We start from the raw sequence: 20934 nt of genomic DNA on the forward strand, positions 1-20934 counted from the left end.
GGCGAATGAATGACCCAGACCGACGCCCTCCCCCCTGATGCCGACGCCCTGCTCGCCCTTGCTGCAAGACTGGCCGATGAGGCTGCCACGCTGATCAACGAGATTCGCGACCGGGGATTCGAGACGATCATCAAGGCCGACAAGTCGCCGGTCACGGAGGCCGATCAGGCCGCAGAACGTCATATTTTGGCCGGTCTGCGCATGGCACGCCCGGATATTCCGGCTATCGGTGAAGAAGAGATCGCCAATGGTCACCTCGCCGAACCTGGGGAGATCTACTGGCTGGTCGACCCGCTCGATGGCACGCGCGAATTCGCAGCCGGGCGAGACGATTTCACGGTCAATATCGGGCTGATCTATCGCAATCGCGCGGTTCTGGGCGCCATGGCCCTTCCCGCTTACGGGCAGCTCTATACGGGCCTCGTCGGTACTGGCGCGTGGCGTCGCGACAGCCGGGGCAACACCCCGATCGAGGCCGTTCTGCCCCCGCAGGAGGGGCTTCGCATTCTCGCGTCGCGCCATTATGCCGATGACCCGCGCCTTCGGGAATGGCTGGCCGGACGCAAGGTGGGCTCTTTGGGCAATATTGGCTCAGCCGCCAAATTTGCCCGTGTGGCGGAGGGCGCAGCGGATTTCTATCCCCGCCTCGGCCCGACCATGGAGTGGGACACTGCGGCACCGCAGGCTATCGTCGAGGCAGCAGGGGGACACGTGCTCGATGAGCGCGGTGTTCCACTGGCCTATGGCAAGCCGGGCTGGTTCAACCCTCCCTTTCTGTGCACAGGCCGCCAAGCTGAGCCGGAGATGCGCGCATGACCGAAATCCTCAAAGCCGATCCGGACAGCATTGCCCGCGCGGCCTCCCTTCTTCTCGAGGGCAAGCTCGTGGCGTTTGGCACCGAAACAGTCTACGGGCTCGGCGCTCTCGCGACCTCGAATGCCGCAGTCGCGCATATCTTTGCCGCCAAGAACCGCCCGCGTTTCAATCCGCTGATCTCCCATTTTGCCAGTGCAAAAGCCGCCTTCGACCATGTCGAGGCGAATGAACTTGCCTCTCGTCTGGCGGAGGCCTTCTGGCCGGGCCCGCTGACCATGATCCTGCCGCGCAAGAGCGGCTCCACCATCTGTGACCTTGCGACCGCAGGCCTCCCGACCATTGCCGTGCGTGTACCGCGCGGCAAGACGGCCCTGGCTCTGCTTCAGGCTGTCGGACAGCCTGTGGCAGCGCCTTCCGCCAATCCGTCCGGGCGCGTCAGCCCGTCAGACGCCTTTCATGTGCTGCGCAACATGCATGGCCGCATCGATGCCATTCTTGATTCCGGTCCTTGCTCCGTCGGACTGGAAAGCACCGTGATCGATCTCTCTCGCGAGGTCCCTTTCCTGCTGCGTCCGGGCGGGATCACCCTCGAAAAGCTCGAGGCAATCTGCGGCACGATACGCAACCCCGATGATTATGCGACCAAGCTGCCCTCCTCACCTGGAATGCTGGCATCGCACTATGCTCCGGGCCTACCGGTTCGTCTGAGTGCAGAGAGCGTGGACGAGCACGAGGCGCTTCTGGCGTTCGGCCCCACTCTTCCGGGTGCGGGGCTCGTCTATAATCTGAGCGAGCGCGGCGACCTTGAGGAAGCAGCATCGCGGCTTTTTGCCGGGTTGCGTTTTCTCGATGGTGAAGGCCAGAGGCGCGGGCTCAAGACCATCGCCGCCATGGCGGTTCCGCGCCAGGGTCTTGGACTGGCGATCATGGACCGGTTACGCCGTGCCGCGAGCCCTCGCCCGATGGCAGGTGGCGACGATGACGATCTGGAGAGCATGATCGGCTGATGTCGGGCGCTTTCGACCCCAAGGAGCTGAAAGTCCTCTCCGATATCCTTGCCCTCGTCCTTGAGGAACAGGAAGGGCAATCCGTGGCTGCGCTCAATGCGCTGCGTTCGCGCGCGCGCAAGAGCGGCACAACGGGCGGCGCGCTCAAGAACCTGTTTGTGGCCATCGCGCCGAACCCGCCTCAGCGTGCAAAGCCCAAGCCCCGTGCCACCAAGACCGAGACCGGTCCGGATGTGCTGGCCGCGCGCCAGCAGATCGTGACCCTGACGAATAACCTGCGCCAGATGGATCTCGAGCTACGCAATTCACGGGCGCGTCTCGAATCTGTGCGTTCCGAACTCTATCAAACCCAGCAATCGCGCGCCGAACTGCAATCACGCCTCCTGACACGCGAGGCCCGGAAGCCCTATTTCAGTACATTGATCTGGTGCGGATTTGCTGTGGGCATCCTGATCGGTATCGCGGGTACACAGTTCATTCATTCCGTCGTGGATGTGCCGCGTCCGGACAAATCGATCTACCTGCACTGACGCCCGCGGTGAGCATGAGGCCATGCTCCGTCGAGGGCAGAAACGGCCCAAAAAGCACGGCCCATAAGCCCGCCTTGCGTTGTCAGTTCAGTCCTGAAGGCCACCCATGACAGGCGTCAGATGGGCACGGCTCCTGCTGGTTCGACGCACCGGCGGGCGCGGCTGACAGGACAGGAGATACAGCCCCACCGTGAAAATCAGGTTCGACAAGATCATGAACAGATCGACCAGCATTAGCGCGCCCGGATCGGAAACCCCTCCCCAGAGAGAAATGATCAGGAACACGATGGTGAGCGGCCTCATGCCCAGCAGGAGAGATCGCAGCGGATTGGCCTGACCCGGCCTGACAAGCTGGCGCATCTTGGTGATCGACAGAAAAAAGGCACAGAAGATCAGCCAGTTCAGGATATTGAACACCGAACTGCCCAGTGAGGCGAGACCGCAGAAGCTGAGCACCACGATTGCCGCCAGAAAGAAGAGGATCGCACCGAGTTGCAGGCTCATGCCGACATCGGCAGCGGGCGTCTTTTCCGGCAGCCGGTCCGCCACAGGCTGAAAGACCCGATCGAGAAGCCAGAGATCGGCCCGGTTCACAGTTTCGACAAATCTGGACATGTCGCCCGATTTACCCTGCAATCCGTGCAGGTGCATCAGTTTTTTTGAATATGCCTCTCTTGGCGAAAACCGGAGACGGTCCCCGCACAGGGTATTCCCTGTTGCAAGGAAGATGCTGGAGCACGCGAAGAAAATATCCATCTCCAGCATTGTAACAACGAGCAATGGATGGCACTAAAATTCAATACGGTTCAATAACAAGAAATGGTCGCTGCCATGACCCTGCCGGTCGACATCAATCAGCTGTCCAAAGGCTATGACCGCAAGCCGGTGCTGGAGAATATCTCGCTTGCCCTGCCTCAGGGCAGCATCACAGCTCTGCTCGGTCCCAATGGCGCGGGCAAGACAACGCTGCTCGGCTGCCTGCTGGGCCTCCTCGTCCCGGATAAAGGGCGTGTATCGCTCTGGGGCGAGAGTGCAGGAGATCTGTCTGCATTGTCACGCAGTCGCATCGGCTTCGTACCGCAGACCCTCACCGGCCTGACCTGGTTCCGTGTCGGTGAATTGCTCGATTACTTCGCCGCCTATCGGGACAATCCCGAGGCCGCAGAAGACAAACGCTGGGCCGATTGGGCAGGGCTTGATCGCAAATCCCGTATCTCTGCCTTGTCGGGCGGTGAGAGACAACGCCTCGCGATTGTTCTGGCCCTGCGTTTTTCGCCGGATCTGCTCATTCTGGATGAGCCGGTCGCCAGCCTCGACCCCCAGGCACGACATGATTTCATTGCGCTCTTGCACGAGACAGCCCGACAGCGCGGCGCAACGATCCTGCTTTCCTCTCACATCCTGTCCGATCTGGAACGGCTCTGCTCGCGCTTCGTCATTCTGAGCAGAGGGCGCATCGTGACGGCGTTCGAGGATGAAGACCTTCAGCGCAGCATACGGCATCTCGCCCACGCGCCGGACGCGGCACTGGGTCTGAGCATCATGGCGCAGGCGGCCGATGGCAGCGTCTGGGTGAAAGGCTGGACGCCTGCCCATGAAGGGCTCAGCCTCGAACGCCTCCCCGGTGATCTCGAATCCCTGTTTCTGGCGCTCACGCGATGAGAGACTGCCTGACTGCACTGCGCCTCTACGCTTCGCCTGTCTTCCTGCGTGAGAATTTCTTCTGGATCGTGGGAGCGATTTACGCGGTTCTCTGCTTCAGCATGGCCATCGCCGCCCATGCTCATCTGACACAACCCGAAGATGCCCGGATAACGTTCACCCTCGCTATTTCGTCATGGTGGCTCACGCTCCTCAGCAGCTTCACAGCCATTAATGCGCATTACTGGCGTCAGACACGCTCGCCCATGACTTTTCTCATGCCCCGTCTGCGCAGGGCGGAGTATCGGGCGGTCCTCGTCGTACTCCTTGTCGCGTTTTTCATCCTCTCCATCCCGCCTCTGCTGCTTGAAGCCCGGCTTCTGAACACGATAGCTTTGGAGGCCCTGGCTCTCGCTCTTTATTCCGGTGCCGATCAGGTTGGGCCTAGCCAGTTGCGCCGCAAACCGCGCCGTGTTCGACTGGTCGCGACACGTATCCTTTTTCTCTTCGTCCTCGCCCCAAGGGTACAAAGGCTGATTTTCGACGCCCCATGGCCTGCAGCCCTGGCGCTATTGCTGGCAAGTTCAGCCGTTACGCTTCATGAGCTCCGGTTCACGGATTTCCGCCTAGACCCCGCACCGCCCCTTTCAGACACATCTTCACGGTTTTCGGATATGGCGGCCCGCTTTCGCGGGCGGAGCGGCTTCCTGATGTGGCGGCCGCCTTTCCTGCCCCGGGTCCCGGTCAAAAATCTTGCACGGTTCGAGCGTCCCGTGACCCTGATCATCGGCAGTGTCGGGCTGACACTCTGCTTCTCACTCCTGAGCGTTGCGGTGCCAGCCATCACCCTGTTTCACATGCCCCCACCCGGGTATTTTCGCCACAGCCTCCCCCAGAGCGCGAGACAGGTCATGATGTTCGCGGGTATTGGGCTCTGCTTCTGGATGCGTGAACGCGGCGACTGGCCGTTTCTGCTGACCCTCACACCTTTTGGCAGCAAACATAACTTCGTTCGTGAAATCCTGCGTCTTCATCTGGGTTGCGCCCTGATGGCCGGGGCGGCAACAGGCCTGACAACGGCGGTCATGCTATGGATGGATGAGCGCATGTCTCTCCCGCTCGGTCTGGCGACGGGCATGGCGGATGCATTGCTTCTTGTGGGGTGCACCTGCATCCCCGCCCTGGCCTTTCTGACCCCGCGTCTCAACCGGCCATCCATCATCGCTCTTCTGAATATAATGTGCGTGCTCGTTGTCTTGCAGTTTGCGGCACTGACCATGAGTGAGAGCATGTCGCCTCTGCGCTGGCTGCTGCCTTGCTGTGCTGTTGCGGCAGCGGGTCTGGTCTACCTCATCGTGCCGCGTACCCTTGCGGGTCAGGACTGGCCGATCGAGCCCCCACGCTAGAAAAGCCTCTGCATGTCACTGCGCGGGAAAGGTCAAGGCGGGGCCAAGCATGGACAGACGGCATCAGAGTGATACCCTGCCTCTGTTACACGATTGACCGCTATCCGGAGTGATCCATGCCTGTGCTGCCCCCTCTGCGTAACGCGCTGCTCGCGTCGAGCCTGCTCATGGCGCCCGTCCTGCTTCTCAACGCGACTTCAGGCAGTGCCCGGGCCGAAACGCAGGCTGTCTCTTCCCGGTCGGGTAATCCTTCGCCTGCTGCAACGGCCATGTCGGGTGCAGTGCGTGAAACCCTGTCCAACGGGCTGCGTGTCGTGATCGTCCCTGACCGCCTGGCTCCGGTGGTACAGACGCAGGTCATCTATCTCTCCGGTTCCGCCGCAGCCCCCGCAGGGTTTCCGGGGACGGCCCACGCGCTCGAACACATGATGTTCAACGGCTCGAAGGGACTCAGCCGCGATCAGCTCTCCACGGTAAGCGCGCGTATCGGCAATGTGAGCAATGCCTTCACGACAGAAGACACGACCCAGTATTATTTTCAGGCCCCGGCCCATTATCTGGACGTGCTTCTCAGGATCGAAGCCGACCGTATGCGCCATGTGCTCCTAAGCGACGCCGACTGGTCCCATGAACGCGGGGCGATCGAACAGGAGGTCGCCCGCGACCTGTCCATGCCCTTCGAGCGATTCACGATCCAGCAGAATCAGGCCCTGTTTGCGGGCACGCCCTATGAGCACGACGCCCTGGGCACGCGTGAGTCTTTCGACAAGACCGATTCCAGGCTGCTCAGGGGCTTCTATGACAGCTGGTATCAGCCCAATAATGCCATCCTTCTGATCGTGGGCGATGTGGACCCGACCGATACGTTGCAGAAGGTCAAGGCACAGTTTGCTGCCATTCCCGCCGGCAAGCTCCCCCCGCGCCCGGTCATTACTCCAGGTCCTGTCAAACCCGCCACCATCACGCTCGATAGTGACTATGCCACGGGTATTCTCAGCATCGGCTTTCGCATGCCCGGGTCGAATAGCCCGGACATGGCCACAGCCCAGATCCTAGCCGATGTCCTCAGCAGCCAGCGCGGCGCGCTTTTCGCGCTCGTCCCGCAGGGCAAGGCGCTTGCAACGGAATTTGCCTATAATGCCCGCGTGCAGGCCGGCGTTGGTAATGCGCTCGCAGCCTTTCCCAAGGGACAGGATCCGAGTGCCCTCCTCGCAGAGATCCGCGGCATCCTGAACACGATACGCAGCAAGGGCGTCCCGGCTGAACTGGTCGACGCCGCCAAGCGCAAGGAACTGGCCTCACTCGAATATAACGCCAACAGCGTGAGCGAGCTGACCCAGAGCTGGGCCTCCGCCCTGGCCTATAACGGTCTGGAGTCACCGGAGGATCTGATCAAGGCCTATCGGGCGGTCACCCCTGAGATGGTCAATGCCCTGGCGGCCAAAGTGCTGGACCCCGCCCATGCCATTACCGGCATCCTGACCCCGTCGGGGCGCAAGGCACCGGATATCAGCACAGGCAAGGGACCTGAGTCGCTGCTGCCTCCCCCCTCCGGCACTGTCAAGCTGCCGGACTGGGCCGCGAGCGCCCTTGCCGATCTTCCCGCGCCGCAGAAACTCACCCAGCCTACGGTCTATACCCTGAGCAACGGCATCACATTGCTGGTCCAGCCAGAGCATGTCAGCCACACGGTCGTTCTCTATGGCAGCATCCGTCACAATAACGACCTGCAGCAGCCCAAGGGGAAAGAAGGCGTGGCCGGTCTGACCAGTGATCTTTTCCTCTATGGAAGCAAGACCCATGACCGGCTCGCCATGGCCACAGCGCTTGACGCTCTGGCCTCCGATGCCAATGCGGGGCTCTCTTTCTCGCTCAATGCCCTGACGCCGCAATTCGACAAGACGCTGTCTCTTCTCGCCGAGATGGAATTGCATCCTGCCTTTCCGATCGAGGCTTTTTCCATCCTCAAGCAACAGGCCATTGCCACTCAGGCAGGCGTGCTGCAATCGCCGGGTTACCGTTTCCAGCGTGCCCTGACCAAAGCTCTCGCCCCTGCAAACGATCCAACATTGCGCGAGACAACGCCTCAATCGCTTTCCTCACTGACTCTGCGGGACGTCCAGGATTTCTATAACGCCGCCTATCGACCGGACCTGACCACCATTGTCGTGATCGGCGATATCACACCGGAAAAGGCGAAATCCTCCGTCGAGGCAGCCTTCTCGGGATGGACCGCTCATGGCGCCAAGCCCGTGGTCGATCTTCCGCCCCGCCCCCAGAACAAACCGTCCCAGGCGGTTGTGGACGATCCGGGCCGTGTGCAGGATTCCGTCTATCTCGCCCAGACCATCGCGAGCGGCATCCATAATCCGGATCGCTATGCTCTTGAGGTGGGCAATGAAATCCTTGGGTCAGGCTTCTCATCGCGCCTCATGCAGGATCTGCGCGTCCGAACCGGCATGGTCTATACGGCCGGGAGCGATCTTGGCTGGTCTGCCAATCGTGGGGCTTTTCTCATCACCTATGGCTCAGATCCCGACAAGACGACCAAGGCGCGCGATGCTGCGGTTCACAACGTGACGGCCATGCAGAGCGCGCCGGTCTCGGACGATGAACTCCTGAACGCGAAAGCCTCCATCCTTCGCGCCATTCCCATGGATCGCGCCAGTTTCGGCGGCATTGCCGGGCAATATCTCTCCCTCGCCGATCTCGGCCTGCCGCTCTCGGAACCCGATGACCGCGCCTCAGCCGTGTATCGCATGAGCGCCAGGCAGGTGCAGGATGCCTTCCATCACTGGATCCGCCCTCAGGACATGGTCCAAATCATTCGCGGCCCGGCGCCGCGATAATATGTCACCCCTCACGCATATGGAGCGCCGCTCCATATGCGCCCGGAATATTCGACAAGCCGCACGATCACGACGAGAAGGGAGAAAGCGTATTCCTGTCGATGGCAAGGCGAAAGGAATGACAGTCGTCCCGTCTAACGCGGCCCCATAGCAGGTAGCCACCGGAAAACCCGGCCACGCAGACACTCGGCGAAACGGATGAGGAGAGCGGGGGCAGGCGACCCCGCACCGTCCGGATGAGCCGATCAGAACCCTTCGGGCGCCGAGCCCGAGGCCTCTGCGATCGCCTCGCCTTCTTCCTGCAGATAGGTGCGCAGGTCACCGCCGGACGCAGTGTTCAGATCACGCTCGGTGATCCCTTCCAGCCCCGCTGCTGCAACACAGGCCTGTACCGCCTGATCCGGCGTGCCCCATTGCGTATGATTGGCTTCGACCCAGCTATCGAGCCATTCGTCGACATCTTCGCTGGTCATGTTCAGCGTGTTCCGAACAAACGGTCACCGGCATCGCCAAGCCCCGGACGGATATAGCCCTTTTCATCCAGGCCACGATCGATCGAGCAGGTCACGATGCGCACATCCGGGTGACGGGCCGTCAGGCATTCCACGCCCTCAGGCGCTGCCAGAAGGCACACGAAGATGATCTTGCGCACACCGCTGGCCTTGATACGGTCGATAGCTGCAGCGGCACTGTGGCCGGTGGCCAGCATGGGGTCGACCACGATGCATTCGCGATCCGCCACGTCATCGGGCAGCTTCATGTAGTATTCGACCGCTTCAAGGGTATCGTGATCGCGATATAGCCCCACATGCCCCACGCGTGCCGCGGGAATCAGGTCAAGCATGCCATCGAGAATACCATTTCCGGCGCGCAGGATCGAGACGAAGCAAAGCTTCTTCCCCGAGAGCTGACGCCCTTCCATGGTTTCGAGAGGTGTCTGGATCTGGACAGGTTCGGTGCTGAGATCGCGCGTTGCCTCATAGCACATGAGCAGGCTCAGCTCGCGTGTGAGGCGACGGAATCCCGCGGTCGAAGTGGATTCCTGACGCAGACGGGTCAGCTTGTGCTGGACGAGCGGGTGGTCGAGCACGACCACAGAGGGAGGAAGGGCAGTCATGGCGCCATCCTTAGCGTCAAATCGTTGCGATGTCAGCTTGGTTCGAAGCGCAACGCCACACCATTCATGCAGAAACGCAACCCGGTAGGTTTCGGCCCGTCCGGGAACACGTGACCCAGATGTCCCTTGCATTGCGCGCAATGCACCTCGATGCGTGTCATGCCATGGGTCTTGTCCACGGTGGTTTCGGTCATGCCCTCACGCGGGCGAAAGAAGGATGGCCACCCGCTCCCGCTCTCATATTTCGTATCGGAATCGAAAAGCGGGGCGCCACATCCGGCGCAGTAATAGACGCCCATACGCTTCTCGTCGTTCAGAGGGCTCGAGCCCGGTCGCTCCGTACCGTGTTCGCGCAGAACGCGATGCTGCTCGGGGGTCAAGGGCAGGCCGCAGCTTGGCATCTGGATATCATCACTCATGATTGCGATCCTTCTTTCCGACAGACGTGACATTCCCGCATCGTATGCGGGGCTGGCTCATGATATGGAGGATCAACGTCCCAATTTCATCGGGTTTGCCGAAATCCCCTCCGATATCCTCTGATTCTGCCCCACCTGGTGGATGAGCCGCGCCATGAAGACGGACATAATCCGGCGTACCTGATGATGCGCTGACCGAGCCGCATAGTTGGCACCCGGCCCCACAGCGTCGACCAGAAGTACAGGTACCAGCTTACCTGGCGCCAGCAGAGAGGCGCAGGTCCCGAGGCTGGCCGTTACGACAGCGCTCCAGGAGCAGGTGAAATCGAGCCTCACGGGCGCAGGAGTTGCGGCAATACATGCACTGAACCTGATTGGAACAGATGGGGTCTCGCCACATAGCGCATGAAGCGTCCACCCTGTCTCTTCTGGCGACGCGAGACAGGGCCTATCGGCAAGTTCACGAGGCGATGACGGTGATCCCGCTCGCCCCAGAAGCGACGGCGCAGCAAACAGACCGCTCTCACAGCTTTCGATGCGCCTGACACGATCACTGTCCGCCTGCATCCCCTCGCACCGGGAGATGAGAATCATAGGGGCGTCGCACTGTCTGAAATCGGGCGGGTCCATTCTGACCCGGAGCGAAACATCCAGCACGGGCATCGCGGCTAGCATCGTCCGAGTAACAGGATTGACCCGGGAAGTGAGGACCGCGGGTCACGATCCGGGTTTTCGATCTGGAGCGCGAGACGTGTCACATTTCCTACCAAGAATAACTCATGAGCGAGATCTAACTCGTCGAGTAGCCTCGCTTGTTCCTGTCGGGGACGCGGATCTCCCCTATTCTTTTAAGAGGGGCCGAGCCTTGCGGCCTGTTACCAGCGCTTTTGGCGCCTTTGCGATCACGATGCGATGCCCCGCTGGCGACTTCGGTTCCCCCCTCCGCTTTTGCCCGGTCAGGCGCGAGAGGCACAGGCACCGCCGCGCCATGACAGGAAATTCAGCAAGAACAAAAAACGACGAGACGCTTCCCGTGGCAGTTCGCATCTGCACTGAAATGCGGCATGGTGCGCGCAAATTTGCAGGAGGCTTTTCATGTCCGCATCCCTTCCCGGCACGCCCCGCCCGGTCATGCTCGTCATTCTCGACGGGTTCGGTGACAGCGCCATTCGCGAGGACAACGCGGTTGCCCTCGCCAACACGCCGAACTTCGACCGTCTCTGGGCCAGTTCTCCCCACGCCTATCTGAAAGCCTGTGGTGAGGATGTCGGCCTTCCTGAGGGGCAGATGGGCAATTCCGAAGTGGGCCATCTCAATATCGGGGCAGGCCGTGTGGTCATGCAGAACCTGCCGCGCATCAGCCGTGCGGCGCGTGATGGCTCCCTTGCCAGCAACCCTGCTCTTTGTGGCTTCATCGACGCGCTCAAGGCGAGCAAGGGGACGTGTCACCTCGTCGGGCTGATCTCCCCGGGTGGCGTACACGCGCATATGGATCATGTGGTCGCCCTGGCCAAAATCGTGGCAGGGGCCGGCATCAAGGTTGCGGTCCATGTCTTCTCGGACGGGCGCGATACCCCGCCGGATTCCGGCACGGGCTATCTCCGCAGTCTCGCCGCCGAGCTGCCCGAGGGCGCTTTCATCGCCACGGTGAGCGGGCGCTATTACGCCATGGACCGCGATAACCGGTGGGAGCGTGTGAGCCTCGCTTATGACGCCATCGTCTCGGCGAAGGGCGAACATGCCGACGATGCGCTGGGCGTTCTGCCTTCTCATCAGGCCAAGGGCGTGACCGACGAATTCGTGGTGCCCACCGTGATCGGCGATTATGCCGGGATGCAGGATGGCGATGGCGTTCTCTCGGCCAATTTCCGCGCTGACCGTATCCGTGAATTGCTCGATGCGATGGTCTTCCCCGATTTCGACGGGTTTGAACGGTCCAAAGTCGTGAAGCTGGCTTCTGTCTGCGGCATGACGGCCTATAGCTCGGCCCTCGCGCCCTTCATGAGCGTGATGTTCCCCAAGGAATCCATGGAGCACCTGCTGGGAGATGTCGTTTCCCAGGCAGGTCGTGGCCAGCTGCGCATGGCCGAGACAGAGAAATACCCGCACGTCACCTACTTCCTCAATGGCGGGCGCGAGGCCGTGTTACCGGGGGAGGAGCGTATCCTCGTCGCCTCGCCCAAGGTCGCGACCTACGATCTGCAGCCGGAAATGTCGGCCCCTGAACTGACTGACCGTGCGGTCGAGTCCATCGAAAGCGGCAAGTTCGACCTTATCGTGCTGAACTTCGCCAATCCCGACATGGTGGGCCATACGGGCGTACTCTCAGCCGCCATCAAGGCGTGTGAGGCCGTGGATACCGGTCTGGGACGCATCGTGGCGGCCATCGACAAGATGGGCGGCGCTCTGATCGTGACAGCGGATCACGGCAATTGCGAAACCATGCGCGATCCGGTGACGGGCGGTGCCCATACAGCCCACACACTCAATCGCGTGCCGGTCATCCTGCATGGCGCTGCGGGTGTCACGACTATTCATGACGGCAGGCTGGCGGATCTGGCTCCAACCCTGCTCACCCTGATGAAGCTCGATAAGCCGGCGGAAATGTCCGGCAAATGCCTCATCAACGGCTGAGTCGTTCATGCCGGTCACGAAACCTGTCCTGACCGGCCTTTGCCTGCTCGCTGCCTTCTGTGTACCGCGTCTTTCAAGCGAGGGCGCCGAAGGCTGGCACACCCAGCCCCGCCTCGTTCTGGGCCGCCTCAGCTTGGTCAGTCAGGCTGCAGCAGCCCACGCCCCCGTTAAAAAGCCTGCGGTATCGACCGCAAGCCAGCGCGCCCTCGACGCAGCAAAGCGCGACCGCGCTGCACTTCTCGCTCGCAAGGCGCGCGAGGCATCGCTGATTGATGCCCAGCGCAAGGCCCAGGCCAAGGCCACACGAGATGCCGCCATCGAGGCCGATAAGGCACGCCATTTCTCGGCCCTGACCGATCGGGCGGCCAGCGAGTTGGCCGCCACAGAAAAGACCATTACCGCCCTCACCGACGATATCGCGCGCCTGACCGCGCAGCAGGAAGCGCAGCGCGCGGCGCTTGCCCAACGCCGTGCCAGTCTCCAGGCCATCCTGCCTGTTGCGCTGCGTCTGTCACGCTATCCGGGCACGTCTTTCGTAGCGTTGTCGGGTCAGGCTGACGACTCCGTTCAGGGTCTTAGTCTGATCGCAGGCCTGACACGCCTCACCGCGCGTCAGGCCGATGACCTGCACGGACAGCAGGTTCTGCTGGATCAGACGGCGCAGGAACTCGCCCAGCGAAACAGCGCGCTCGAAAAGGCGCGCGCCACCCTCGCCCGTCTGCGCGACGTGAATGCGCGTAAGATGGATCAGGCCACCCATCAGCAGGAAGAGGCCGAGGCACGCGCCAGACAGGCGCGCGACGATATCGCGGCGGCGACTGCGAAGGCCGCAACGCTGGATGACGCCCTGAGCGCCATCGACAAGGTACAGGCCAGCTTGCGGGCGCGTATGGAAGAGGAGGCGCGCGCGCTCGAGCGCGCCAATCAGAAGGCAAAAGCCGAGGCGATGTCGGCTCAGGCCAGAAAACTCTCGGAGTCTCACGGTTCGGGCGTCAGCCATGGCGGGGGACATGGGCCGGTTTCAGGGACCGTCACGACTTTCTGGCATCAGAGCACCGAAAGCGGACCAGCGACGGGCCTCACCTATGCCGCCTCTGCGGGAAGCGCCGTCAGCGCGCCCTGCGCCGGGCAGGTCGATTTTGCCGGTCCCTTCCGCTCCTTCGGTAACATGGTCATTCTCGATTGCGGGCGGCATTACCGCTTCGTGCTCTCGGGGCTGGGTGCGCTCTCGGTGTCCAGCGGGCAGGCAGTGGGCCGCCACGAAACGCTCGGCAGCATGGGCCCCGGAGGGGGAGCGCTCTTCGTGCAACTTCGCTCGGGCAGCAGCATCATCGACCCGCGCCCCTACCTGTAAGGGGGCTTCAGGATGGGTTCGCCGGGGAATGATCGGATCGCTCTTGGCGATTCTGCGTTGTTTCGACAGAGTGCATCAAGAACGCTATAGATTGAGCCTCTCCATTCGGCAGGGACGCCGTATCGGCCCCCTGCCAACAGACAGACGCTAACAGGATCGGCTTCGGAGTATGCGCTCCGCACCGGATTCAAGGGATGAATTGCATGAAGCTCCGCACTGGTCTGCTGCTCGGAACGGCATTCCTGGCCGGAATCACCGCCGGTCCGACACTGGAAGCCGTCATGGCGCCAAGCCTTGGGCAGATGATCAGCAGCAAGGCTTTCGCCAAGGAGGTCGTGGCCGACCCCGATAATCACAGCGAGACCCTGCGCCTGCTCACCCTGTTCGGCACGGTGCTCGATCTGGTGCGCGCCGAATATGTGGAGCCGGTCAGCGACAAGGACCTGATCACCAACGCGCTCGACGGCATGGTGGGGGGGCTCGACCCCCATAGCTCCTACATGAACGAAAAGCAGTTCAAGGAGATGCAGATCCAGATCAGCGGCAAGTTCGGCGGTCTGGGCGTGCAGGTTCAGCAGCAGAATGGCCATATCCGTGTGGTCTCGCCCATCGACGGCACCCCGGCCTCCCGCGCCGGGCTGAAGCCCGGTGACTACATCACCGAGGTCGACGGCAAGTCTCTCGAAGGGCTGACACTCGATCAGGCCGTAACCAAGATGCGCGGTGACCCAGGTACCAAGATCACCCTGACGATCGTGCGCGCCAAGGAACCCAAGCCGCTCAAGATCACCATGACCCGTGAAGTGGTCCATGTACAGGTCGTGCGCTCGTCGCTCTACGGCAATATCGGGTATATCCGCATCTCCGAATTCGACGACGATACCGAAACCGCGCTGCATGAGGCCTATGACAAGCTCAAGGCCAAATCGGGCAACAAGCTTCAGGGTCTCGTGCTCGATCTGCGTCTGAACCCGGGCGGCAAGCTCGATCAGGCCATCGCCGTCAGCGATGATTTCATCCCCGAGGGCGAAATCGTCTCGATCCGCGGCCGCCATGCGGAGAACAACCGCCGCTGGGATGCCAAGGGCACCGATATCACCGGCAAGCTGCCGATTGTCGTGCTGATCGACGGCGGCTCGGCCTCTGCCTCCGAAATCGTGGCCGGTGCGCTGCAGGATCATCGCCGCGCCGTCCTGGTGGGCGAGAAATCCTTTGGCAAGGGCTCGGTTCAGTCGCTCATTCCCGTCCCGGGCCATGGCGCGGTGCGTCTGACCACGGCGCGCTACTATACGCCTTCGGGCCGCTCCATTCAGGCGCTGGGCATTGCGCCCGATATTGTGGTGAAGGAGAGCAAGGACGACGATGGCTACGGCTATCGTGAGGCCGATCTCGCCCATATCATCACTAACACGGGCGGCAACAAGAACAAGGCTCCGGCCCGCACGGATCTACCTTCCATCTCGGGCAGCATCCCTCATGCGCCTGCCGATAACTGGCCGCGTTTCGACCCGGCCAAGCCGGCCACCGACTTCCAGCTTCAGCAGGGGCTGCGTGTGGTCCGCGCCATGGCCTCTCTCCCCGACGAGGCCCTGCCGCTGGGCCAGCCCGCGGCCGACAAACCGGCGGACAAGAAGGAAGACAAGCCGACCTCGCCGCCCCCAGCGCCTCCTCAGGCGCAACAGACCACGCTACCCCATCACTGATCACGATCACCTCTCCCGGCCCCTCCCAGAAGGGGCCGGTTTCTTATGGACTCACCGCCATGATCGATCCGCAGACCCTACCTTATCGCCCCAATGTCGGCATCATGCTGTTCAATCGTGAGGGTGCCTTGTTCCTGGCCAGACGCACGGATCTGCGTGATGTGTGGCAATGCCCCCAGGGCGGTATCGACGATCATGAATCTCCAGAGGAAGCGGCCATAAGGGAATTGCGTGAGGAAACGGGACTGCGCCATGGCACATTACTGGGTAGCTATCCCGGATGGCTTTCCTATGACCTGCCCGCGCATCTGATCGGCAAGGCACTCCACGGCCGTTATCGTGGCCAGACCCAGCGCTGGTTTGCAATGCGCATGACCGAACCGGACACAGCGATCAATCTTGCAGGAGACGGGACGGAACCCGCCGAATTCGACAAGTGGGAATGGGTGGCACCCGATGAGGTGCTCCGCTTCAATCTGGGGTTCAAACGCGCCTTGTATGAACAGATCCTGCCGACACTCTCCGCCCTCGCCCCGCCGCTCCCGGCAAAGGGCTAGGCAGCAGCCTTCCGACCGTCCCGGTCGGGCCCGAATGCCCCCCTCACAGGGCGGCTTCGGTCACACCGGCTTCAACGGGGGCCATATCAAGTCCTTCCACGAGGTCGAGGGACTGATTGCGCACGAGACGGGCATAGAGTCCCCCCTGTGCCTGCAATTCGGTATGCGTACCGAGCTCGACGGCTGCTCCGTCACTCATCACGATGATCAGATCGGCGCTTTTTACGGTGGAGAGACGATGCGCCACGATGATCGTGGTGCGGTCGCGTCGCAGGTCGGACAGGGTCGCCTGCACTTTCGCCTCGCTCTCGGAATCGAGTGCACTCGTGGCTTCATCGAGCAGAAGGAGGCGCGGATCACGCAGCAGGGCGCGCGCCAGGGCGACGCGCTGCCTCTGCCCCCCTGAGAGTCGCTGGCCGCCGGGGCCGACGCGCGTATCGAGCCCCATGGGCAGGGTGTCGGCAAAATCCACCGCCGCCGCGAGGGCGGCGGCTTCGACCTCGGCACGGCTCGCATGCGGGCGACCGATGCGAATATTATCGAGCACCGACATGTCGAAAAGCGTCGTATCCTGACTCACATAGGCTATCGCGTCGCGCAGATCGTCCAGTCGGAGGTCGCGCAGATCGACCCCATCCAGCAGGATTTTGCCGCTGCTCACATCATGAAGCCGAGGGATGAGCGAAAGCGCTGTCGACTTGCCTGCGCCCGAGGGGCCGACCAGCGCTACAGTCCAGCCGGGACGCACGTCGAAGCTGAGTGCTCGCAATCCGGCGCGCCCATCTGGATAAACGAACCCGACCTCTTCGAAGGTCAGACGCCCATGGCCCGGCGGCAGGCTGCGCGCATCCGCGCGTTCCGCCACGGCGGGCGGCTCGTCGATGACGGAGAAGACACGTTCCAGCCCGCCAAGCCCTTCCTGAAGCGCGGCGTTGAGCGAGCCCAAGGCCCTGAGCGGACGCGATGCCGCAAAAAGCGCGGCGATGAACGCGGTGAAATCGCCCAGCGTAGCCCCGCCCATGGCGGCGCGCCATCCGGCAAAACCGAGTACGGCTGCAATAGCCGTTCCGCCCAGAACCTCCAGTACCGGATCGACGCGGGCACGCCCGCGCGAAATGCGCCAGAACGCCTCGTGCAACAGGTCGAGAGAGTGATCCACGCGACGGGATTCGCTCTCTTCCATGCGATAGACCCGCACCTGTCGCGCCAGGGCAAAACTCTCATTGAGGAGGGTCGCGGTTTCGCCAATCTGCTCCTGCATGCCCCCCGAGGCCCGACGCACCCTCTTGCCCAGTTTCTGGATCGGTACGGCGGCAACGGGATAGAGCACCAGCGCAATCAGGCTGAGCTCCCAATCGGTGTAGATCATCGAGGCCACAAGCCCGACCACCGTCACCACGTCGCCCAGCGCGTTGACGGCGCGGATCATGGCCTCACGTATCGAGACGGCGTCGGTGGTGAAACGCGCCGCCCATTGCGCAGGCGCTTCCTTTTCGATGCGGGCAATGTCGGTGCTCAGCGCATGGGCGAACATGCGTGATTGCAGGCCGCGAATGACCACCAGAACCAGGCTCTGGACCGAGAGGGTCTGACCGTATTGCGTGGCGGCCTTGAGCCCTGTGACGAGCACGACCAGCGCAGGAACCTGATAGAGAATACGCGGATCGTGCACCGCGAACATATCGACGGCTCGCTTGATCACCAGTGGATAAAGCGCTGTCAGCCCGGCCGTCAGAACGGTCAGTACGACTACGCTGGCCAGACGCCCGACATGCTGGCGCACTTCCTCACGCCAGATACGAAAGAGCATCTGACGCCCCTGCGCCCCCTGAGGGTCAATGCGTCGCAATTGGGGCTGATTTGCGGGCTGCGCTGTTTTCATCCCTGCCGTTTACCTTTCTCGGCCTTGCGGGGAAAGGGGCAGACGGTTTTTGAGCTCGGCCAGACAGGCCTTACGATCAGGCAGACATCCCCTGTCGCGCCACCATGCCTGAAGACTGGCGAGAGCCACGCCGATTGCGGGACCCGGGAGTCCTCCGGCTTCCAGCACGTCGCGTCCCGCCAGCGGAAATACCGGACGCTCCATGCCGATCAGTCTGGCGCGTAGCGCATTCCATGCTTCCGGCGGTGTTTTGTCATCCTGCGTCTGAAGCAGCCAGCTCCGGTCGAGCAGCGTCTGATGTTCCACCATGGCAAGCAGACGCCGGAGCGCATCGTCATCGCATTGCGGGGACACGATATCCGTCTTGTTAGACCGATCTGGCCCTCGCATGAGGGCGAGGCGTTGCGCCTGCTTGCCAGAGAGGCGCAATCTCTCTGCAAGGTCTGGCGCGTCACTCAACAGACCCAGCCTCAGAACACCATCCTCAGGTACACCGAGCGATAGGCCTCGGACCAGCCTCTCAGTCTGGGGTGACGCGATGATGCGGTCCAGCACATCCGCTGCCTCCATATGGTCAAGGCAGCGTGCCAGATGCGGCCCGGTGAGGATGCGCAGCATCTCGCTCGCGAGACGCTCGGCCGATAGCCCGCCAATCATCCCGGCAAGGCCACGTATGGCCGTCATCGCCTCCGGATCGGGGCGATCCCCGCCGAAACGCGCATCGAAGCGGAAGAAGCGCAGGATACGCAGGGCATCTTCCTCAATGCGTCGCCCAGCTTCTCCGACAAAGCGTACTCTGCACGCAGCGAGATCGCTACGCCCGCCGAAATAGTCGTGAATCACACCGAAGCGGTCGCAGAACATTGCATTGATGGTGAAATCGCGCCGCGCCGCATCTTCCTGCCAGTCTGTGGTCCAAGCGACCTCGGCATGACGCCCGTCCGTCGCGACATCGCGCCGCAGGGTGGTAATCTCGTATGGGATCCGATCGATCAGCGCCGTGATCGTGCCATGCGCAAGCCCGGTCGGAATAGTCTTTATTCCCGCGTCCTCGAGAAGGGCTTGAACCTCGTGAGGAGGCTCGGGGGTCGCCAGATCGAGATCATGGACATGCTGCCCCCCGAGCAGAAGATCGCGCACCGAACCGCCAACGAGACGGGCCCCGGGCAAAAAGCGCCAGAGCCGGTCCAGGCCGGAGCGCTGGGGAAGCTGGTCGAGAAGTGTCACGGCAGACCCGGTCGAAAAATCACTGAAGGATATCCCGCCCTCTAGGGCGCTGGCATCGGAGCGAGGGGGAAGAAGATGTCATGGCTCCATACCCCCATGCAGGGGCGGCATCCCACATGGCCGGGAACGGCCAGCGCCACAAGCTCATAATAGACCGGGCGCGAAAGGCGCGCGAGAATGGGCTTGTCGCCCTCGCCGCGTCGTACCTGCACATAGGGAATGGCGGCGCAATCCTCTGACGGGGGATGATCCCAGTCCACGATCAGAGGATGGGACGGACCCACACAGAGCAGCTCGTCCATGTTGGTGCGCAGGCACAGATTCTGCTGGCGCCCGCATCCCCCCCGGAAATCGAGCTCGCGCACGATAAAAGGCGCATCTTCCACCTGGATGATACCGGCCTCGGTTGGGGTGCGCAGCCAGAAATCCCCTGCCCGATCGCGCGTGAGCATGGAGCCGAACAGACAGAGCATCTCCTTGCGCTTCACGGGCGAGCCCCGATAGAGCCAGGTTCCGTCACGACGGATAATGAAGGGAAGCGCGCGCGGCGCTGTCTCGCCGTCCCTGCCCGTTTCCTTGCCGGAAGCGTCGATGCGTTCATCGTTCTCGCAGGTCATCGGCAGCTCAGCGCAGCCCGATGCCCGTTTTGCCCCACCTTCCCTCAACGCTCTCTCCGCTCGTGGTCCAAAAATCTGGTCTCATGCTGCAAGTTGGGTCGTCTTATGGCTTGATGAAACCCCCGGAACTGTCAGATTGGCAAATATGAGCCAGAACGATCTCTCTTCCTTCCCCGCCCGGCCCTTCTCCGATACGACACAGGCGGAGCTCGCCATGGCAGAGCGCCTGACCGCACAGCTTGGCGCGGTACGCAGCGCCATCGGTCAGGTCGTGCTCGGCCAGCGCGACGTGATCGACCGGCTTCTGGTCACGATCCTTTCCGGAGGTCACGCCCTTTTGATCGGCGCGCCAGGTCTGGGCAAGACGCTTCTGGTCAGCACGGCAGCCCATGTGCTTGGGCTGGACACACGCCGTGTCCAGTTCACACCCGATCTGATGCCCTCGGATATTACGGGCAGCGATATTCTGGACGAGGATGAGAACGGACGGCGCTTCTTCCGCTTCGTGAAGGGGCCGATCTTCACCCAGCTTCTTCTGGCCGATGAGATCAATCGCGCCAGCCCCCGCACACAATCGGCCCTGCTTCAGGCCATGCAGGAATATGAGGTCGCCCAGGCAGGGACCAATCATAAGCTGCCCCGGCCTTTCCATGTTCTGGCAACCCAGAATCCGATCGAGCAGGAAGGCACATATCCGCTTCCCGAGGCCCAGCTCGATCGCTTCATGCTGCGCATCGCCCTCAGCTTCCCCGAGCGCGATGCAGAGCGCGAAATGCTGCTTCAGACCACGGGTGCCGAGACCGCCACCGCCCCCGTCCTGCTTTCAGCGCGCGACCTGATCGATGCGCAGGCGCTCGTGCGCAGTCTGCCGGTGGGCGAAAAAATCCTTGAGGCGATCCTGACACTCGTGCGTGGCCTGCGCCCCGAAACCGCCTACAAGCCCGACATCGCGTCCTCTCTGCTCTACGGCCCCGGCCCGCGCGCGGCCCAGGCCCTGATGCTGAGCTGCCGCGCTCAGGCGCTTCTGGATGGTCGCCTGAGCCCGAGCCTCGACGATCTGGCAGAACTTGCAGAACCGGTTCTCGCCCATCGCATGGCGCTCAGCTTCTCCGCACGCGCGTCCGGGCAGAAGGTCGAGGCTCTGATCGCATCGGCCGTCGAGACGCTTCTCTGAT

General features: G+C 62.3%; 19 protein-coding genes. 12 read left to right on the forward strand and 7 right to left on the reverse strand.

What is annotated here, in order from left to right; genetic code table 11:
* Positions 1-9 precede the first annotated feature (9 nt).
* From AA0535_RS03300 to AA0535_RS03310, 3 genes are read left to right on the forward strand one after another with little or no spacing between them, the layout of a single operon-like run.
* Positions 10-816, forward strand: coding sequence for a 3'(2'),5'-bisphosphate nucleotidase CysQ family protein (locus AA0535_RS03300; protein ID WP_264814485.1), 807 nt, complete (start codon positions 10-12; stop codon positions 814-816).
* Positions 813-1823, forward strand: a complete 1011-nt coding sequence (locus AA0535_RS03305) for an L-threonylcarbamoyladenylate synthase (RefSeq protein WP_264814486.1) — start codon at positions 813-815, stop codon at positions 1821-1823. The genes AA0535_RS03300 and AA0535_RS03305 overlap by 4 nt, the downstream gene beginning before the upstream one ends.
* Positions 1823-2353: a hypothetical protein gene (locus tag AA0535_RS03310; RefSeq protein ID WP_264814487.1), complete on the forward strand. Its 531-nt coding sequence runs from the start codon at positions 1823-1825 to the stop codon at positions 2351-2353. The genes AA0535_RS03305 and AA0535_RS03310 overlap by 1 nt, the downstream gene beginning before the upstream one ends.
* A gap of 87 nt (positions 2354-2440) precedes the next feature.
* Here the strand turns inward: AA0535_RS03310 and AA0535_RS03315 are convergent, their stop codons facing one another.
* Entirely contained in the window at positions 2441-2968 is a 528-nt protein-coding gene (locus AA0535_RS03315) for a hypothetical protein (RefSeq protein ID WP_264814488.1), read from the reverse strand.
* Between the two features lie 216 nt (positions 2969-3184).
* Here AA0535_RS03315 and AA0535_RS03320 point away from each other — a divergent pair, with 216 nt between their 5' ends.
* The 3 genes from AA0535_RS03320 (at position 3185) to AA0535_RS03330 (ending at position 8249) form a co-directional block, all read left to right on the forward strand.
* A complete protein-coding gene (locus tag AA0535_RS03320; RefSeq protein WP_264814489.1) occupies positions 3185-4015 on the forward strand; it encodes an ABC transporter ATP-binding protein in 831 nt (276 codons plus the stop codon).
* Positions 4012-5400: a hypothetical protein gene (locus AA0535_RS03325; RefSeq protein WP_264814490.1), complete on the forward strand. Its 1389-nt coding sequence runs from the start codon at positions 4012-4014 to the stop codon at positions 5398-5400. Before AA0535_RS03320 ends, AA0535_RS03325 begins: the two co-directional genes overlap by 4 nt.
* Before the next feature lie 116 nt (positions 5401-5516).
* The gene (locus tag AA0535_RS03330; RefSeq protein ID WP_264814491.1) at positions 5517-8249 is read left to right on the forward strand and encodes a M16 family metallopeptidase; all 2733 of its coding nucleotides are present in this window, start codon (positions 5517-5519) and stop codon (positions 8247-8249) included.
* 245 nt (positions 8250-8494) lie between these two features.
* Here the strand turns inward: AA0535_RS03330 and AA0535_RS03335 are convergent, their stop codons facing one another.
* Genes AA0535_RS03335 through msrB form a run of 3 tightly spaced genes read right to left on the reverse strand, consistent with a single transcriptional unit; the run spans position 8495 to position 9785 of the window.
* On the reverse strand, positions 8495-8722 hold the full coding sequence (locus AA0535_RS03335; RefSeq protein WP_264814492.1) for a hypothetical protein: 228 nt from the start codon (positions 8720-8722) through the stop codon (positions 8495-8497).
* A gap of 2 nt (positions 8723-8724) precedes the next feature.
* Entirely contained in the window at positions 8725-9366 is a 642-nt protein-coding gene (gene upp / locus AA0535_RS03340) for a uracil phosphoribosyltransferase (RefSeq protein ID WP_264814493.1), read from the reverse strand.
* Between the two features lie 32 nt (positions 9367-9398).
* Entirely contained in the window at positions 9399-9785 is a 387-nt protein-coding gene (msrB, locus tag AA0535_RS03345) for a peptide-methionine (R)-S-oxide reductase MsrB (RefSeq protein ID WP_264814494.1), read from the reverse strand.
* Between msrB and AA0535_RS03350 the strand changes: the two genes are divergently transcribed.
* The 5 genes from AA0535_RS03350 to AA0535_RS03370 all read left to right on the forward strand — a co-directional run bounded on the left by AA0535_RS03350 (position 9784) and on the right by AA0535_RS03370 (position 16033).
* The gene (locus AA0535_RS03350; RefSeq protein ID WP_264814495.1) at positions 9784-9909 is read left to right on the forward strand and encodes a hypothetical protein; all 126 of its coding nucleotides are present in this window, start codon (positions 9784-9786) and stop codon (positions 9907-9909) included. The two genes, msrB and AA0535_RS03350, sit on opposite strands and share 2 nt — an antisense overlap.
* Positions 9910-10880: 971 nt before the next feature.
* A complete protein-coding gene (gene gpmI / locus AA0535_RS03355) occupies positions 10881-12419 on the forward strand; it encodes a 2,3-bisphosphoglycerate-independent phosphoglycerate mutase (protein ID WP_264814496.1) in 1539 nt (512 codons plus the stop codon).
* A gap of 7 nt (positions 12420-12426) precedes the next feature.
* Positions 12427-13773 (forward strand): murein hydrolase activator EnvC family protein, encoded by a 1347-nt coding sequence (locus AA0535_RS03360; protein ID WP_264814497.1) that lies wholly within the window; start codon positions 12427-12429, stop codon positions 13771-13773.
* A gap of 203 nt (positions 13774-13976) precedes the next feature.
* Positions 13977-15476 carry a S41 family peptidase gene (locus AA0535_RS03365; RefSeq protein WP_264814499.1) on the forward strand — a complete coding sequence of 500 codons (1500 nt, stop codon included), beginning with the start codon at positions 13977-13979 and terminating at the stop codon, positions 15474-15476.
* A gap of 59 nt (positions 15477-15535) precedes the next feature.
* On the forward strand, positions 15536-16033 hold the full coding sequence (locus tag AA0535_RS03370; protein WP_264814500.1) for an RNA pyrophosphohydrolase: 498 nt from the start codon (positions 15536-15538) through the stop codon (positions 16031-16033).
* 43 nt (positions 16034-16076) lie between these two features.
* Here AA0535_RS03370 and AA0535_RS03375 read toward each other — a convergent pair whose 3' ends face one another.
* The 3 genes from AA0535_RS03375 to AA0535_RS03385 form a co-directional block, all read right to left on the reverse strand.
* Positions 16077-17843 (reverse strand): ABC transporter ATP-binding protein, encoded by a 1767-nt coding sequence (locus tag AA0535_RS03375; RefSeq protein ID WP_264814501.1) that lies wholly within the window; start codon positions 17841-17843, stop codon positions 16077-16079.
* An 81-nt stretch (positions 17844-17924) separates the two neighbouring features.
* On the reverse strand, positions 17925-19142 hold the full coding sequence (locus tag AA0535_RS03380; protein ID WP_264814502.1) for a CCA tRNA nucleotidyltransferase: 1218 nt from the start codon (positions 19140-19142) through the stop codon (positions 17925-17927).
* A gap of 41 nt (positions 19143-19183) precedes the next feature.
* The gene (locus tag AA0535_RS03385) at positions 19184-19759 is read right to left on the reverse strand and encodes a DUF1285 domain-containing protein (RefSeq protein WP_264814504.1); all 576 of its coding nucleotides are present in this window, start codon (positions 19757-19759) and stop codon (positions 19184-19186) included.
* A gap of 145 nt (positions 19760-19904) precedes the next feature.
* Here AA0535_RS03385 and AA0535_RS03390 point away from each other — a divergent pair, with 145 nt between their 5' ends.
* Entirely contained in the window at positions 19905-20933 is a 1029-nt protein-coding gene (locus AA0535_RS03390; protein WP_264814506.1) for an AAA family ATPase, read from the forward strand.
* Position 20934 lies beyond the last annotated feature (1 nt).

This window comes from Asaia krungthepensis NRIC 0535 (genome assembly GCF_025995175.1).
In the GTDB taxonomy this organism is placed as follows: domain Bacteria; phylum Pseudomonadota; class Alphaproteobacteria; order Acetobacterales; family Acetobacteraceae; genus Asaia; species Asaia krungthepensis.